At 66.2% G+C, this 15,065-nt stretch carries 13 protein-coding genes; 2 read left to right on the top strand and 11 right to left on the bottom strand.

Features of this window, described 5'->3' with window-relative positions:
• From FOZ70_RS15515 to hpnI, 10 genes are all read right to left on the bottom strand, one after another.
• Positions 1-1,233: an aspartate aminotransferase family protein gene (locus FOZ70_RS15515; RefSeq protein WP_021163194.1), complete on the bottom strand. Its 1,233-nt coding sequence runs from the start codon at positions 1,231-1,233 to the stop codon at positions 1-3.
• Positions 1,234-2,292: 1,059 nt separating this feature from the next.
• Positions 2,293-3,333, bottom strand: coding sequence for a GlxA family transcriptional regulator (locus FOZ70_RS15510; protein WP_027787973.1), 1,041 nt, complete (start codon positions 3,331-3,333; stop codon positions 2,293-2,295).
• 22 nt (positions 3,334-3,355) lie between these two features.
• Positions 3,356-4,156 (bottom strand): ATP-binding cassette domain-containing protein, encoded by an 801-nt coding sequence (locus tag FOZ70_RS15505; protein WP_219706204.1) that lies wholly within the window; start codon positions 4,154-4,156, stop codon positions 3,356-3,358.
• Between the two features lie 20 nt (positions 4,157-4,176).
• Positions 4,177-4,890 carry an ABC transporter permease gene (locus FOZ70_RS15500; RefSeq protein WP_048024394.1) on the bottom strand — a complete coding sequence of 238 codons (714 nt, stop codon included), beginning with the start codon at positions 4,888-4,890 and terminating at the stop codon, positions 4,177-4,179.
• Positions 4,887-5,576, bottom strand: a complete 690-nt coding sequence (hisQ, locus tag FOZ70_RS15495) for a histidine ABC transporter permease HisQ (RefSeq protein ID WP_021163190.1) — start codon at positions 5,574-5,576, stop codon at positions 4,887-4,889. Before hisQ ends, FOZ70_RS15500 begins: the two co-directional genes overlap by 4 nt.
• A 270-nt stretch (positions 5,577-5,846) precedes the next feature.
• A complete protein-coding gene (locus FOZ70_RS15490) occupies positions 5,847-6,404 on the bottom strand; it encodes a lipoprotein (protein WP_021163189.1) in 558 nt (185 codons plus the stop codon).
• A gap of 87 nt (positions 6,405-6,491) precedes the next feature.
• Positions 6,492-7,541 carry an HpnL family protein gene (locus FOZ70_RS15485; protein ID WP_048024390.1) on the bottom strand — a complete coding sequence of 350 codons (1,050 nt, stop codon included), beginning with the start codon at positions 7,539-7,541 and terminating at the stop codon, positions 6,492-6,494.
• Complete coding sequence (hpnK, locus tag FOZ70_RS15480) at positions 7,538-8,422, bottom strand: hopanoid biosynthesis-associated protein HpnK (RefSeq protein WP_219706203.1); 885 nt, start codon at positions 8,420-8,422, stop codon at positions 7,538-7,540. Before hpnK ends, FOZ70_RS15485 begins: the two co-directional genes overlap by 4 nt.
• A gap of 3 nt (positions 8,423-8,425) precedes the next feature.
• Entirely contained in the window at positions 8,426-9,868 is a 1,443-nt protein-coding gene (hpnJ, locus tag FOZ70_RS15475) for a hopanoid biosynthesis associated radical SAM protein HpnJ (protein WP_346656403.1), read from the bottom strand.
• 137 nt (positions 9,869-10,005) lie between these two features.
• Entirely contained in the window at positions 10,006-11,181 is a 1,176-nt protein-coding gene (gene hpnI, locus FOZ70_RS15470; protein ID WP_059486612.1) for a bacteriohopanetetrol glucosamine biosynthesis glycosyltransferase HpnI, read from the bottom strand.
• A 639-nt stretch (positions 11,182-11,820) separates the two neighbouring features.
• Between hpnI and FOZ70_RS15465 the strand changes: the two genes are divergently transcribed.
• Positions 11,821-12,819: an LLM class flavin-dependent oxidoreductase gene (locus tag FOZ70_RS15465; RefSeq protein WP_048024384.1), complete on the top strand. Its 999-nt coding sequence runs from the start codon at positions 11,821-11,823 to the stop codon at positions 12,817-12,819.
• Between the two features lie 36 nt (positions 12,820-12,855).
• Here the strand turns inward: FOZ70_RS15465 and FOZ70_RS15460 are convergent, their stop codons facing one another.
• Positions 12,856-13,917 (bottom strand): alpha/beta hydrolase, encoded by a 1,062-nt coding sequence (locus FOZ70_RS15460; RefSeq protein ID WP_059486609.1) that lies wholly within the window; start codon positions 13,915-13,917, stop codon positions 12,856-12,858.
• 173 nt (positions 13,918-14,090) lie between these two features.
• On the opposite strand from FOZ70_RS15460, the gene pdxY reads away from it, so the two are divergent.
• Entirely contained in the window at positions 14,091-14,951 is an 861-nt protein-coding gene (pdxY, locus tag FOZ70_RS15455; protein WP_042977705.1) for a pyridoxal kinase PdxY, read from the top strand.
• Positions 14,952-15,065 lie beyond the last annotated feature (114 nt).

Below are 15,065 nucleotides of genomic sequence, written 5' to 3'. Positions count from 1 at the left end.
TCAGCGCGCGGTGGCTTCCTGGGCGGCGAGCACTTGTTCGACGGCCTTCTCGAAGCGCTTGACGCCTTCGTCGAGCAGGTCGAACGGGATCACCAGCGACGGGACGAAGCGCAGCACGTTCGGGCCGGCGATCAGCATGATCAGGCCGTTTTCTGCTGCCGCGGTGACGAAGTCCTTCGCGCGGCCATCGAATGCGGCGGTGAGTTCCGCGCCGACGAGCAGGCCCTTGCCGCGCACGTCCTTGAAGATGCCGAAGCGTGCGTTGATGCGCTCGAGCGCGCCTTTCAGGCGCACGCTGCGTTCGCGCACGCCTTCGAGCAGTGCCGGGTCGCCGATCAGTTCGACGACCTTGTCGGCGATCGCCGATGCGAGCGGGTTGCCGCCGTACGTCGTGCCGTGCACGCCGACCTTGAAGTGCGCGGCCAGTTCGTTGGTCGTCAGCATCGCGCCGATCGGGAAGCCGTTGCCGAGCGCCTTGGCGGTCGTGAGGATGTCCGGCGTGACGCCCGTGTCCATGTACGCGTAGAACTGGCCCGTGCGGCCGACGCCCGTTTGCACTTCGTCGAAGATCAGCAGTGCGTCGTTCGCGTCACAGGCTTCGCGCAGTGCCTTCAGGAATGCCGGATCGGCCGGGATCACGCCGCCTTCGCCTTGCACGGGCTCGACGATCACTGCGCAGGTTTGCGGGCCGATCGCGGCTTTCGCGGCTTCGATGTCGTTGTACGGCAGGTGCGTGATGCCGGCCGGCACGGGGCCGAAGCCTTCCGAGTACTTCGGCTGGCCGCCGACGCTGACCGTGAAGAACGTGCGGCCGTGGAACGACTGCACGAACGAGATGATTTCCGCCTTGTCGGCGCCGTGGCGGTCGAACGCGACACGGCGTGCGAGTTTCAGGGCGGCTTCGTTCGCTTCCGCGCCCGAGTTCGCGAAGAACGCGCGGTCGGCGAAGGTCAGCGATTCGAGGCGCTTTGCGAGGCGCAGCACCGGCTCGTTCGTGTAGCCGTTGCCGATGTGCCAGAGCTTGCGGCTTTGTTCGTCCAGGACTTTCAGCAGTTCCGGGTGGCCGTGGCCGAGCGACGTCACCGCGATGCCGCACGCGAAATCGATGTACTCGCGGCCGGCCGTGTCCCACACGCGGGAGCCCTCTGCGCGATCCGGCACGAACGGCGCGGGAGAAAATACCGGCACCATCACTTCGTCGAATGTCTGGCGGGTCACGGTCGAGGTCGTCATGGTCGTTCCTTTCGGTTTCGTAAGAGGGTTCAACAGGATCAAGTTTAGGTAAGGGTGACGCAAGCGTCTTGCGGAATTGCGACGGGTTCTATCGGAAGCGGATAGTGCGCTTTATTTTGCCCTCTCTCCGGGCGGGTGGTTTCGTGGAAGCGTTGCTGGTTTTGCGGCTTGGGGGGCGTGTGCTTGCCTCTGTCGTCGTGAAGCACCTGTGATCGTGAAGCACCTGTGATCTTGTCGGTCTATTAGCGTTGCCCCTGCGCGGGGCGGCGGTCACTTTTCTTTGTCTTGCCAAAGAAAAGTAACCAAAAGAAAGGCGCCCGGAAAACGCATGACTTCCCGGTGCCGTGGTCCCCGGAGTGGACACCGCCTAAGTGTCCGCGCCAGTCAGGAACACGGAGTGGTTCGAGCAATGGTTCTGACACCACGCCCTACCCAACAGAGCGGTATACCACCCGCCAGCTCCGCCCTCGCTTCGCTCGGCCGACCGGTACACCCGCTCCAGTAGCGCATAAGGTCAATCCTCCCGGCAATCGCGCGCGCAAGTACCCCGAATTCAGCAAATCAAGGACACACGCGTTCGCAGGAAAAAGGGACGCAGCAATCAATCACGAAAACACACGGCCACGGTCGTTATCAAACAAGTACCGATGACAAGCAGTCCGACAGGTACGAATGGTGTGAGTAAAGAGTGTCGATTTGCTGATCAGCGCGGGCAAAAGCAGCAAGCGCATGAAACGCGACGGGAGGTACCTTGCAGCCGAGCGAAGCGAGGATGGAGCTGGCGGGCGGTATACCGCTCTGTTGGGTAGGGAGTGGCGTCAGAACCATTGCTCGAACCACTCCGGTCTCCTGACTGGCGCGGACACTTAGGCGGTGTCCACTCCGGGGACCACGGCACCGGGAAGTCATGCGTTTTCCGGGCGCCTTTCTTTTGGTTACTTTTCTTTGGCAAGACAAAGAAAAGTGACCGCCGCCCCGCGCAGGGGCGACGCTAATAGACCGACAAGATCACAGGTGCTTCACGACGAAAAAGGCAAGCACACCGCAAAAAACCTGAAATCAATCCTTCCCGCGCTCGACGAGCGCCCCACCCCGTGGTTCACTGCCCCCGCCGGTCTGCTTCTCGAGCCACGCTCGCCGATCCTCCCGAGGCGTGACCCCGAACCTTTCGCGGTACGCGTTGGAAAAGTGCGCAGCGGAAGAAAACCCACAGGCGAGGCTAACCTGCACAACCGACTTGCTGGTCCGCTGCAACTGAGTCCGGGCCTTGAGCAACCGGAGGTTGAGGTAATACTTCGAGGGCATCGCCCCGAGATACTGTCGAAAGAGCCGCTCGAGCTGCCGGCGTGAAACGCCGACGAGTTCGGCGATCTCGTCGGTCGTCAACGGATCCTCGACATTGGCTTCCATGAGCAGCAACGCATCGTTCAACCGAGGATGCCGCTCGCCCGGCGCAGTCACAAAAGGAATCCGCTGCCGCTCTTCGCCGCTCCGCAAAGTCCCGACCCCGAGAGCATCGGCAATCCGCTCCGCGAGGTCCGCCCCATGTTCCCGGCCAATCATGGCCAGCATGAAATCCACGGTAGCCTGCCCACCCGCGCACGTCGCGCGGTCCCGGTCGATCTCGAAGATCTGCTGCGTGACGATCGACCGCTCGAACTGTTCGGCGAACTGCTGATACGTCTCCCAGTTCACGCTCACCCGGTACCCGGAAAGCTGCCCGGCCATCGCCAGCCACCACACGCCATGATGAATTCCGGTCACGAGCGGCGTGCGCTGCCCGACCCGCGCGAGACTCGCGAGAAACAACCGATAGTCGGCAAACTGCTGAAACCGCTCCGACACGACGATGACCCAGTCGCATGCGATCGCATCGTTGAACGCCGCATCGGCATGCCACTGCGCACCGCCGGCAAGCGGCACCGGCCGCCCGTCCCACGAACACACCTGCCAGCGATACAGCAGCCGCCCGTCGATCTCGTTCGCGAGGTTCAGCGCATCGACGATCGGACCCACGCCCGACATCGACACGGGCGGCAATGCAACGATCGCCACCTGCATCGTGCGGGTGGCGCCTGCGGGACGAGACACCGGTACCACGTATGAAACCCGCCCTGTCGCGTTACTTGAGACTGCCCGACAGGAACTGCTTCAGCCGCTCGCTCTGCGGGCGTACCAGCACTTCCTTCGGATCGCCCTCTTCCTCGGTCCGCCCCTGATGCAGGAACATCACATGATTCGACACGTTGCGCGCGAAACCCATCTCGTGCGTGACGACGATCATCGTGCGGCCTTCCTCGGCCAGCTTCTGCATCACCTTCAGCACTTCGCCCACCAGTTCCGGGTCCAGCGCCGACGTCGGCTCGTCGAACAGCATCACGTCCGGATGCATCGCCAGCGCGCGCGCAATCGCCACGCGCTGCTGCTGGCCACCGGAAAGATGTGACGGATACTGCTTCTCGACGCGCGGCGGCAAACCGACCTTCTCCAGGTACTCGCGCGCGCGCTCCTCGGCTTCCTTCTTCGAAATGCCGAGCACGTGCACCGGCGCTTCCATCACGTTCTCGAGCACGTTCAAGTGCGCCCAGAGGTTGAAGTGCTGGAACACCATCGCGAGCTTCGTGCGGATGCGCTGAAGCTGCTTGTGATCGGCGACTTCGAGCGCACCGGCGCGGTCGGTCTTCGTGCGCACGGTCTCGCCGTCGACGACGATCTGCCCCGCATTCGGCCGCTCGAGAAAATTGATGCAGCGCAGGAACGTGCTCTTGCCCGAGCCGCTCGCGCCGATGATGCTGATGACGTCGCCGGCCTTCGCGTTCAGCGATACGCCCTTGAGCACCTCGTTGTCGCCGTAGCGCTTGTGAATGTCGACCGCGGCAAGCTTGGTGGAAGCGGACGCGCTCGTTTGAGTGATCTCGGCCAACTGGCTCTCCTCGAAGTGAATCAATGACGGGCGGCCGCGAGATACGCGAGCCAGTGGCGCTCCGCGCGGCGAAACGCCGCGACGAGTGCGAACGATACCGCAAGATAGATCAGCGCGGCGATTCCGAACGACTGGAACGCCATGTAGGTCGCGGAATTCGCATCGCGTGCGACCTTCAGGATGTCCGGCACGGTCGCCGTGAACGCGACGGTGGTCGCGTGCAGCATCAGGATCACCTCGTTGCTGTACAGCGGCAGCGCGCGACGCAGCGCCGACGGCAGGATCACGCGGCGGTACATCGTGAACGGCGACATCCCGTATGCCCGCGCCGCCTCGACCTCGCCGTGCGGAATCGCGCGGATCGCACCCGCGAAGATCTCGGTCGTGTACGCGCAGGTGTTCAGCGCGAACGCGAGAATCGCGCAGTTGAAGCCGCTGCGGAAGAACGCGTCGAGCAGCGAGTGCGAACGCACGAACTCGAGGCTGTACATGCCCGTGTACAGCAGCAGCAACTGCACGTAGAGCGGCGTGCCGCGGAACACGTACGTGTAGAACCGCACCGGCGTCGACACCCACCTGTTCTTCGACACGCGCGCGACCGCGAGCGGCACCGCGCACACGAAGCCGAGCGAAATCGACGCGACGAGCAGCCACAGCGTCACCGCGAGGCCGGAGAGGCGCTGGCCGTCCCAGTAAAGGAACGCCTGGCCGAATTCCTGGAGGATCTCGATCATAGTTCTGCGTGCCGCACGCCCATGGAATAACGCTTCTCGAGCTGGATCAGCACGAGGTTGGAAACGGTCGTGATCGCGAGATAGATCAGCGCCGCGACGAGGATGAAGAAGAACATGTTGAACGTGCTCTTGCCGGCGTCCTGCGCGGCCTTCACGACGTCCGCGAGACCGATGATCGACACCAGCGCGGTGGCCTTCACGAGCACCTGCCAGTTGTTGCCGATGCCCGGCAGCGCAAAACGCATCATCTGCGGAAACATGATCCGCACGAACACGCGCATCCCGCTCATCCCGTAAGCCGCACCGGCTTCGAGCTGGCCGCGCGGTACCGACAGGAACGCGCCGCGGAACGTCTCGGTGAAGTACGCGCCATAGATGAAGCCGAGCGTGAGCACGCCGGCCACGAACGGGTCGATGTCGATCTGGTCCCAGCCGACGAAGTCGGTGAACTGGTTCAGCCAGATCTGGATGCTGTAGAACAGCAGCAGCATCAGGACGAGATCGGGCACCGAGCGGATCAGCGTCGTATAACCGGTCGCGATCGCTCGCAGCACCCGGTTGTGCGACAGCTTCGCCACCGCGCCGATCAGCCCCAGCGCCACCGCAGTGGCGAGCGACAGCACCGACAGCTCGATGGTCTGCACGGTGCCGGCCCAGAGGACAGGACCAAAGCCGTAAAGGAACACGCGCGTCTCCAGAGTTGGAATGGATGCCGACGCGTCTGCCTGTCCCGCGCCGGGCTGACGCGGATAGTCGCAAGCGAAATTGATTGCCTCAAATCACCCGGCACGTGATTGCTGCGTCGCAACAATCCGCCCCATCATTTTCAACCGCGACCTACACCGCTGTTTCAAAAGGAAAAAAGCCGCTCCCTGACAACCGGATAACGGCCGGGGAAGCGGACTTTTTGCAATTTTCCGGTCGCTTTTTCGATATAGCGCCGAAGACGGTCGGGCTTACCGCCCCTTCAGGATGTCGGAGCGCGAAGTCGTGTAGACGAGCCCGTCCGGGCCGAAATGGACGTTGAAGAACGCGTCGGTGTTGACGCCGTCCTCGAGCCAGCGCCAGCTCCAGACCGTCTCGGGCTTGAGCGGATACTGCGCGATGTCGCCGGGCTTGCCGAGCAGGCGGCGCACCTCATCCTCGTTCATCCCCGGGCGCACCTTCGCGAAATTCTCGGCGGTCAGCACCTGCGTCGCGCCCGTGTAGCGGCCGTTCGCATCGAGGTCGACGAACCACGTCTGGTTGCCCATCGGGCCGCGCGGGTATTCGAGACGCTTCGAGCCGTCGGTGAAGTCGCGCTCGGTCTCGGGCTTGCCCATCGTGCCGCGCACGTCGGCCTCGGTCGATTCGCCGGCCTTCAGCCCCTTCAGCAGCAGCGGCGCGGGCTTGATCGCGTTGAAGAAGTCCCTGATACGTTGCACGTCGAGGTTGCCTTGCTTGTCGTCGCAGCCGGTCAGCGCCAGCGCGGCGGCCAGCATCGTCACGGGGAGCAGCCGGAAACGGAAATTCATCGGAAGAAATGCGCGTCGAGAAAACACGCGGCAAGGATACCCGCGCGACGCCAAAAGCGCGAGACGGGCGCGCGGCCCGTCTCGTGGTCAATGCATCGTTTCGGTTTCGGATTCGGTTTCCGCCACGCGGCCCGTCGCTTGCGGCGCGCGCGGCACGGCCGGCGGCGCACCGATGCTGCGGCGCGTGCGCACGAGTTCGGCAAGCTGCCACGACCCGAGCGCGAGGCAGCCGAACAGCACCTCGCGGCCACGCTTGACCAGCGCGAGCGACAGCGCCGTCTCGCGATCGACGCCGAACATCTGCGCGAGCAGCACGACGGTCGCCTCCTGCACGCCGAGGCCACCCGGCACCATGAACGCCGCATGGCGCACGGCCTGCGTCATCGCCTCGATCGCGATCGCGCCGCCGATCGACACCGGATGGCCGAGCAGCGCGAGCGCCCAGTAGATCTCGAGCGCGCCGAGCACGTAGCCGGCCAGCTGCCAGAAGAACGCGCTGAACAACAGGCCCGTGCGCGACATCAGCGCATCGATGTCGGCGTCGAGCCGCTTGCCGTCGACGCCCTGCAGCAGCCGGTGCGAATCGCCGAGCAGGCGGCCCGCGAAACGCTCGATCGCATGGAAGATCCCGCCGCGGCGCATCAGCACGACGCCGAGCACCGGCAGCGGCAGCGTCAGCAGCAGCGCGAGGCCGATCGTGCCGCCGCCCATGTTGTCCGTCGTCGCGAGCAGCAGCACGAGGCCGAGCGCGGCAAACGCGTACTGAACGACGATCGTCACGAGCACCTCGACGATCACCGACGCCGTCACGCGGCTCGCGTCGGGCACCTGCCAGCGCGCGAGCCGGATGCCGACCAGCTCGCCGCCGATCCCGACCACCGGCAGCAGCCGGTTCACCGCTTCGCGCACGGTCGCGATCCACCAGAGGAACGGCAGCGACGAGCGCCTGTCGAGCAGCAGGTGCCACGCGTAGGCGTCGAGCAGCAACGGCAACGCGTGGAACGGTACGAGCCACAGCAGCGCGTAACCGGCGCGCGCGAGCATCTGCGACACGTCGCCGATGCCTTCGTGCAGCCCCAGCGCCAGCAGGATGCCGATGCCGAGCGGCCAGCCGAGCCATTTGATCCACTTGATCATGACGGCTGCGCTCCCGGTGCGCGCGACGCCAGCCCGCCGCGCTGCGCCGCGAGCTGGCCGAACACGTCGGCAAAGCCGCCGGTCGCGACGCCCGCGGCCTTCAGCGCGGCCGCGACGCGCGGCGACAGCAGCGCATCGAGTTCGTCCGCCGGACGGTAGCCGGCCATCGTCGGCGTGATCGGGCCGTCGCCGGCCTCGGCCGGATGGCAGTAGATCTCGCCGACGCCCGGCGGCAGCTTGGCCAGCGCGTCGAGCAGCACGGCCTCGTCCATCGCGCCCGTATGCTCGATCCCGACCACGTAGTCGTTGTGCGCGAGCCCCGCCCGGTCGAGCCGCGCGCGCACGAGCGCGATCCACGGCTTGAGCAGCGCGGGCGCGCTCGTCTCGTACGGCAGCCGCACCGCGCGCAACCCGTAGTCGCGGCCGATCTCGATGATCAGCGACAGCACGGTCGGATGCAGGTGGAAATGCTTGTGCGCGTTCACGTGGTCGAGCGGCAGGCCGCTCGCCGCGAACGCGTCGAACTGCGCGCGAATCTCGCGGCGCAACTGCGCCCGCACGTGCGGCAGGAAGAAGAAGCGGCAGCCGTCCTTCGCCATCGCGTCGCCGAACCGCCCATCGGGGCCGACGAGCGCGGGAATCTCATGCGCGGGCAGCGTGGCCGGCCCATCCGCGAGCACGAGATGCAGGCCGACCGCGAGCGACGGCAGGCGCCGCGCACGCTCGATCGCATCCGGTGCGGCGCTCGCGCCGACCATCAGGCTCGCGGCGTTCAGCACGCCGTCGCGGTGCGCGCGTTCGACTGCCGCGTTGACGCGCGGGTGCAGCCCGAAGTCGTCCGCGGTGAAGATCAGCGCCCGCGCCGCCCGCTGCGTCGCCACGGTTTACGCCTCGTGCGCGCGCAGGAAGCGGAAGAATTCGACGCCCTCGCGCAGGCGGCGCTTCATCATGTCCCAGCTCGTCAGCATCTCGCGCACGATTTCCCAGATCTTCGACGGACGGAAGTAGAACTGGCGATAGAACTGCTCGAGGTGATGGTAGATCTCGTCGCGCGACAGGTGCGCGTAGCCGATCGCCGCGAGCTGCACACCTTCCTTGCTCACCAGGTTGATGGTCTTGTTCTCTTCCATCCAGCCGTTTTCCACGGCCTGCTTGTAGAGCGTCGTGCCCGGATACGGCGCGGCGAGCGAGACCTGGATCGTGTGCGGATTGATTTCCTTCGCGTACTCGATCGTCTTCTTGATGGTCTCCTGCGTCTCGCCCGGCAGGCCGAGGATGAAGGTGCCGTGGATCTTGATGCCGAGCTTCTTGCAGTCCGCGCTGAAGCGGCGCGCGAAATCGGTGCGCACGCCCTTCTTGATGTTCACGAGGATCTGGTCGTCGCCGGATTCGAAGCCGACCAGCAGCAGGCGCAGGCCGTTTTCCTTCATGATCTTGAGCGACTTGTACGGCACGTTCGCCTTCGCGTTGCACGACCACGTCATGCCGAGCTTGCCCAGGCCGATGGCGATCGCTTCGGCGCGCGGCAGGTCGTCGGTGAAGGTGTCGTCGTCGAACATCAGTTCCTTCACTTCCGGCATGTTGTCGCGGATCCACTTCGCTTCCGCGAGCACGTTCTCGACCGAGCGCGTGCGGTAGCGATGGCCGCTGACCGTCTGCGGCCACAGGCAGAACGTGCAGCGCGACTTGCAGCCGCGGCCCGTGTAGATCGACACGTACGGGTAGTTCAGGTAGCCGATGAAGTAGTTGTCGATCTTCAGGTCGCGCTTGTAGACGGGCGCGACGAACGGCAGTTCGTCCATGTTCTCGAGGATCGGACGCGCTTCGTTGTGCTCGATCGAGCCGTCCTTCGCGCGCCAGCTCAAGCCCTTGATCTCGGGGAACGGCTTGCCTTCGGCGATTTCCTTGCAGGTGTAGTCGAATTCCTCGCGGCACACGAAGTCGATCGCCTCGCTCGCCGTGAGCGAATTGTGCGGATCGACCATCACCTTCGCGCCCACCATGCCGACCAGCATCGACGGCTTCATCTTCTTGAGATCCTGCGCGAACATCGCGTCGGTCGGAAACGACGGCGTGCTCGTGTGGATGATCACGAGATCGTAGTCGTTGGCGATCCTCAGCGTTTCCTCGACCGACAGGCCGTCGGCCGGCGCGTCGACGACGCGGCTGCCCGGCACGAGCGCGGCCGGCTGCGCGAGCCACGTCGGGTACCAGAAGGAACGGATTTCGCGCTTCGCCTGATAGCGCGAGCCGGCTCCGCCGTCGAAGCCGTCATACGAAGGGGCCTGCAAGAACAGCGTTTTCATGAATGCTCCGGTAGCCTGCATAGTTCGTTTCGTTACAACGATTCAGTCAAAAAAACCGCGGGCCGCCCAGCCGGCGCCCGCCTCTCTGTCATGTCGCGCCGCGCGGCCTCGCCGCGCAGCGCGTGTCGGCCCTCGGGCCGGGTTCGACCGGAACGGCCCTAGCGGCCGTCCACTGCTTCCACGGCCGCCGTCGCGCGCTCGCCGCCGACGACCGTCATCCTCGCGCCGCGCCACACGACATGCGTGCCGAACACGGCCGCGAGCCACTCGAGCGCGAGCAGCGTGTCGCGCACCGCGACGAGCGGCAAGTCGCGCCAGAATGCGCGCCAGCCGTCCTCGCCGCGCGCGTGCAGCACGAGCCGCCCGAACGCGCCCACCACGGCCGCCCCGCCCGCCAGCGAGCCGGCGAAGGTTCCGTCGAGGCGCAGCGCGAGCGCCGCGCCGATCGCGAGCCACGGCACGGTGAACGTAATGAACAGGAACGCGAAACCGGCCGGGTTCAGCGAACGGATCGTGCGCAGCCAGCGCGTCTCGCGGTGCCACAGCGGCCCGAACGACGGCTCGATCACGTCGGTCGCGACCTCGACCTCCGACAGCACGGTGCGGCGCCCGAGGCGGCGCGGCAGCTCGGCCAGCCAGAAATCGTCGGCCAGTTCGTCCTTCAGCGCGGGAAAACCGCCGATCCGGTCGAGCGTGTCGCGCGTCAGCGCGAGCGTCGCGCCGAAGCCGAAGCGGCTCGAGCGGCCGAGATGCGTGATCCGGACCGACGGCGCGAACCAGGCGTCGACGAACTGCGCGCCGATTCGCGTCCAGAACCCGCCGACGCTGCGCGCATGATACAGGCACGTGACGACGCCGACCGACACGTCGGCGAGCGGTGCCGTCACGCGCTCCAGATAATCGGGCGTCACCGCGATGTCGCTGTCCGCGATCACGATGCGGCCGTATTTCGCGCGTTCGGCGAGGTTGATCAGGTTGCTGACCTTCAGGTTCTTGCCGTGCACGCGCGCATCGATCACGAGCGTGATGTCGCACTCGGGGTAATCGGCGCGCAGCCGTTCGACCACGGCGACGGCCGGATCGGCCGCCGACGCGACGCCAAACAGTACTTCGTAACGCGGATGGCGCTGCTCGCAGAACGTCGCGAGGTTTTCGTACAGGTGCGGCTCGGCGCCGCACAGCGGCTTGAGCACGCTGACCGGCTCGAAACCGTCGCGCGCGGCCGTGCGCGGCGTACGCGGCCGCGGCGCGAACGCGGCGACGAGCGCATAACCGGCCGCGGCCAGCGTGAAGACGATCAGGAGCCAGTCGAGCATCGTTGCGGTTGCCGTCATGCGCGACGCCTCCCGGCGACCTGAACGCCATGGAGAACGCTTGAACGCGATTGAGCGTGATTCGGTATTCCGACAACGACGAACGCGGGCACGACCCGACTCCTTGTTCCAGCAGCGTCTGTATATGAGGAAGGCTCGACCCATCCTTCGGGTATGGCCATGCCCGGTTTCGCGTGGTGCACCTCCGCGGGAAACCCGGGCGAGATGCGGGAAGACTCGTATGGCTACCTTCGGCACAACATGGGCAGGCGCCGGATTTTAGCAGTCTGCGGCACCCCGCGCTCGGCGCTACGAGAAACGGACTTGTGCATTTCCGGCAAAGCTGCGCAGTCGGCGAACCATTTGAGCGCACCCGCGTTCACGTTAGCGTAAGCGGTTTGCAGGCGTATTGCAGTCTTGAAAATCAATCGTTTCGTGCAAATTTGTACGTCGATGCGGATTCACATCCAATCGCCGTAAAGATTGGTAATTAATCGCCGATTGGATTGATTTTTGCAACGATCACCGGATTCGGCCCTGCACCCCTGAAACGCGCATGGGTATCGCGCCGCTCCCAGCACGTTCCGGAACCCTTTGGCAAAATCCCTGGCATTTGTTGCGTAAGCGCATCACCCAGCCCCCTTGTTCGAAGGCCAACCGATGACTCCGTTTTCCGTACTCGATCTCGCCCCCATTCCGGCCGGCGCCGACGCCTCCCAGGCGTTCCGCAACACCGTCGATCTCGCGCAGCACGCGGAACGGTGGGGCTACCAGCGCTACTGGCTGGCCGAGCATCACAACATGCCGGGCATCGCGAGCGCGGCCACCGCCGTCGTGATCGGCCATGTCGCGGGCGCGACGCAGACGATCCGCGTCGGCTCGGGCGGCATCATGCTGCCGAACCACGCGCCGCTCGTGATCGCCGAGCAGTTCGGCACGCTCGCGTCGCTGTATCCGGGGCGCATCGACCTCGGCCTCGGCCGCGCGCCCGGCACCGACCAGACCACGTCGCGCGCGCTGCGCCGCGACCTGATCGGCAGCGCCGATTCGTTTCCGGACGATGTCGCCGAGCTGCAACGCTACTTCGCGGAGCCGGTGCCCGGCCAGCGCGTGCGCGCGGTGCCCGGCGCGGGGCTCGACGTGCCCGTGTGGCTGCTCGGTTCGAGTTTGTTCAGCGCGCAGCTGGCGGCGATGCTCGGGCTGCCGTTCGCGTTCGCGTCGCACTTCGCGCCGGATTACCTGATGCGCGCGCTCGAGATCTATCGTGCGCAGTACCGGCCGTCGGCCGCGTGGCCGAAGCCGCATGCGATGGTCGGCGTCAACGTGTTCGTCGCCGATACCGACGACGAGGCGCGGCGCCTGTTCACGTCGCTGCAGCAGCAGTTCATCAATCTGCGGCGCGGCACGCCGGGCAAGCTGCCGCCGCCCGTCGACGTGCTCGAGGCCAACGAACTCGAGCTCGCGACCGTCGCGCATTCGCTGTCGTTCGCGGCGGTCGGCTCGCGCGACACCGTGCGCGACAAGCTGCGCGACCGCATCGCGCAGACGGGGGCCGACGAGCTGATCGTCACCGCGCAGATCTACGATCACGCGGCACGGCTGCGTTCGTTCGAACTGACCGCGCAGATCCGCGACGAGCTCGCGAGCGAGGTGCGCTGACGGCACGCGCCCGAGCCGCCCGCGGCCGCCCCCGCGTCACTGCGGGTGCGCGGCCTCCAGCCCGTCGAGCAGCGCCTTGTGAAACGCGTCCGGATCCTGGATCTGCGGCGCGTGCCCGAGCGCCGGGAATTCGACGAGCTGCGCGCCGGGGATCGCGGCCTGCGTCCGCTTCGCGAGTTCCGGGTAGCGGCCGAGCTTCGCATGCACGTCGGGCGGCGACACGTCCTTGCCGATCGCGGTCGTGTCCTTGTCGCCGATCATCAGCAGCGTCGGCACGCGGATCGCGCCGAGTTCGTAGACCACCGGCTGCGTGAGGATCATGTCGTAGATCAGCGCGGAGTTCCAGGCGACCGCGTCGCGGCCGGCGCCACGGTACATCCCGGCGAGCATCTGCACCCAGCGCTCGTACGACGGCGACCACTTGCCCGCGTAGTACGTGCCCTGCTCATAGCGCCGAATGCTGTCGGCCGTAGTCTTCTGCTCGCGCGCATACCAGTAGTCGACCGGCAGCGGCGGCACGCCGAGCGCCTTCCAGTCCTCGAGGCCGATCGGGTTCACGAGCACGAGCTGCTCGGTCGCCTTCGGATACATCAGCGCGTAGCGCATCGCGAGCATCCCGCCCGTCGAGTGGCCGACGATCGTCGCCGACTTCACCCCCACCGATTCGAGCAGCGCGTGCGTGTTGCGCGCCAGTTGCTGGAAGCTGTACTGGTAGCGATCGGGCTTCGACGACTTGCAGAAGCCGATCTGGTCCGGTGCGATCACGCGATAGCCGGCCCGGCTCAGCACGCCGATCGTGTCCTCCCAGGTCGCCGCGCAGAAGTTCTTCCCGTGCAGCAGCACGACGGTGCGGCCGTTCGGGTGCGCCGGCGGCACGTCGAGATAGGCCATCTCGAGCGTTTCGCGTTGCGACACGAACGTATACACCCGCACGGGTGCCGGATAGGTGAACCCTTCCAGGCGCGGGCCGTACACGGGCCCGTCGTTGCCGGCGGCCGATGCGGCGGCCGCCGCGACAGGCATGGCGCACGCGGCGGCGACGCCCGCGCCGAGCACGACGGCGCGCACGGCATACAACATCTTGCGAATCGAAAGCATGGCGATCACGGTGATTGGAGACGCACGCGGGCAGCCGGGCCGCCTCGCGCCCCGCGATTCTACGCGGTCGCGCTGACGACGGCGCGCAACACTCCGGGGCCGCGCGACTTCCGCGCGCGCGACGAACTCGGGTATCGTGTGACGTGACCCTGAAACGCGTGCAGGCGATTCCCATGAAAAACGTCCTCAGCATTCAGTCGCACGTCATCTACGGCCATGCCGGCAACAGTGCGGCCGTGTTCCCGATGCAGCGCCTCGGCGTCAACGTCTGGCCGCTCAATACCGTGCAGTTGTCGAATCACATGCAGTACGGCCATTGGGCGGGCAGCGCGATCGATGCCGCGAAGATGGAGCAGCTCGTCGACGGCATCGCCGCGATCGGCGCGCTCAAGCGCTGCGACGCCGTGCTGTCCGGCTTCCTCGGCTCGCCGCCGCAGGCGCGCGCGGCCGTCGAGATCGTCCGCTCGGTGAAGGCGATGAACCCGAACGCGTGGTACTTCTGCGATCCGGCGATGGGCCAGACGGGCGGCATCCGGCCCGAACCCGGCGTCGAGGAATTCATGGTCCAGGAAATGCCGGCGCTCGCCGACGGCATGTCGCCGAACCACACCGAACTGCAGAAGCTGGCCGGGCGGCGCATCGAAACCGTCGCCGAAGCCGTCGAAGCGTGCCGCGCGCTGATCCGCCGCGGCCCGCAAATCATCCTCGTCAAGCACCTGCACGACCGCAACAGCCCGGCCGATCGCTTCAACATGCTCGCCGTCACCGAAACCGAGGCATGGATCGGCCAGCGCCCGCTGTACGCGTTTCCGCGCCATCCGGTCGGCGTCGGCGACCTGACCAGCGCGATCTTCGTCGCATGCCGGCTGCGCGGCGACTCCGTGCGCGCCGCGTTCGAGCACACGCTCGCAGCCGTGCATGCGGTCGTGAAAGCGACCTACGATGCGCGCCGCTACGAGCTCGAGCTCGTCGCCGCGCAGGACGAGATCGCACGCCCGAGCGAATGGTTCGGCGCGTGGGTGACCGACGCCTGACGTAGCGGCATCGCCCATCGCTTCAGCGGCGTGCATTCCGCGCTTTCTCGTTGTCTCGTTGTCCCGTTGTCCCGTTGTCCCGTTGTCCCGTTGTCCTGCTTTCCTGCTTTCCTG

This window comes from Burkholderia sp. COPS (genome assembly GCF_019425585.1).
Lineage (GTDB): Bacteria > Pseudomonadota > Gammaproteobacteria > Burkholderiales > Burkholderiaceae > Burkholderia > Burkholderia cepacia.
The sequence above is the reverse complement of the archived record's forward strand: the minus strand, read 5'-3'. Positions and strand labels throughout refer to the sequence as shown.

Bases quoted from the DNA above. Each gene is read 5' to 3' on its own strand.
- FOZ70_RS15485 (WP_048024390.1), bottom strand. From the start codon at position 7,541: ATGATCAAGTGGATCAAATGGCTCGGCTGGCCGCTCGGCATCGGCATC.
- FOZ70_RS15490 (WP_021163189.1), bottom strand. From the start codon at position 6,404: ATGAATTTCCGTTTCCGGCTGCTCCCCGTGACGATGCTGGCCGCCGCG.
- FOZ70_RS15465 (WP_048024384.1), top strand. From the start codon at position 11,821: ATGACTCCGTTTTCCGTACTCGATCTCGCCCCCATTCCGGCCGGCGCC.
- hpnI (WP_059486612.1), bottom strand. From the start codon at position 11,181: ATGACGGCAACCGCAACGATGCTCGACTGGCTCCTGATCGTCTTCACG.
- pdxY (WP_042977705.1), top strand. From the start codon at position 14,091: ATGAAAAACGTCCTCAGCATTCAGTCGCACGTCATCTACGGCCATGCC.
- FOZ70_RS15460 (WP_059486609.1), bottom strand. From the start codon at position 13,917: ATGCTTTCGATTCGCAAGATGTTGTATGCCGTGCGCGCCGTCGTGCTC.
- hpnJ (WP_346656403.1), bottom strand. From the start codon at position 9,868: ATGCAGGCTACCGGAGCATTCATGAAAACGCTGTTCTTGCAGGCCCCT.
- FOZ70_RS15500 (WP_048024394.1), bottom strand. From the start codon at position 4,890: ATGATCGAGATCCTCCAGGAATTCGGCCAGGCGTTCCTTTACTGGGAC.
- FOZ70_RS15515 (WP_021163194.1), bottom strand. From the start codon at position 1,233: ATGACGACCTCGACCGTGACCCGCCAGACATTCGACGAAGTGATGGTG.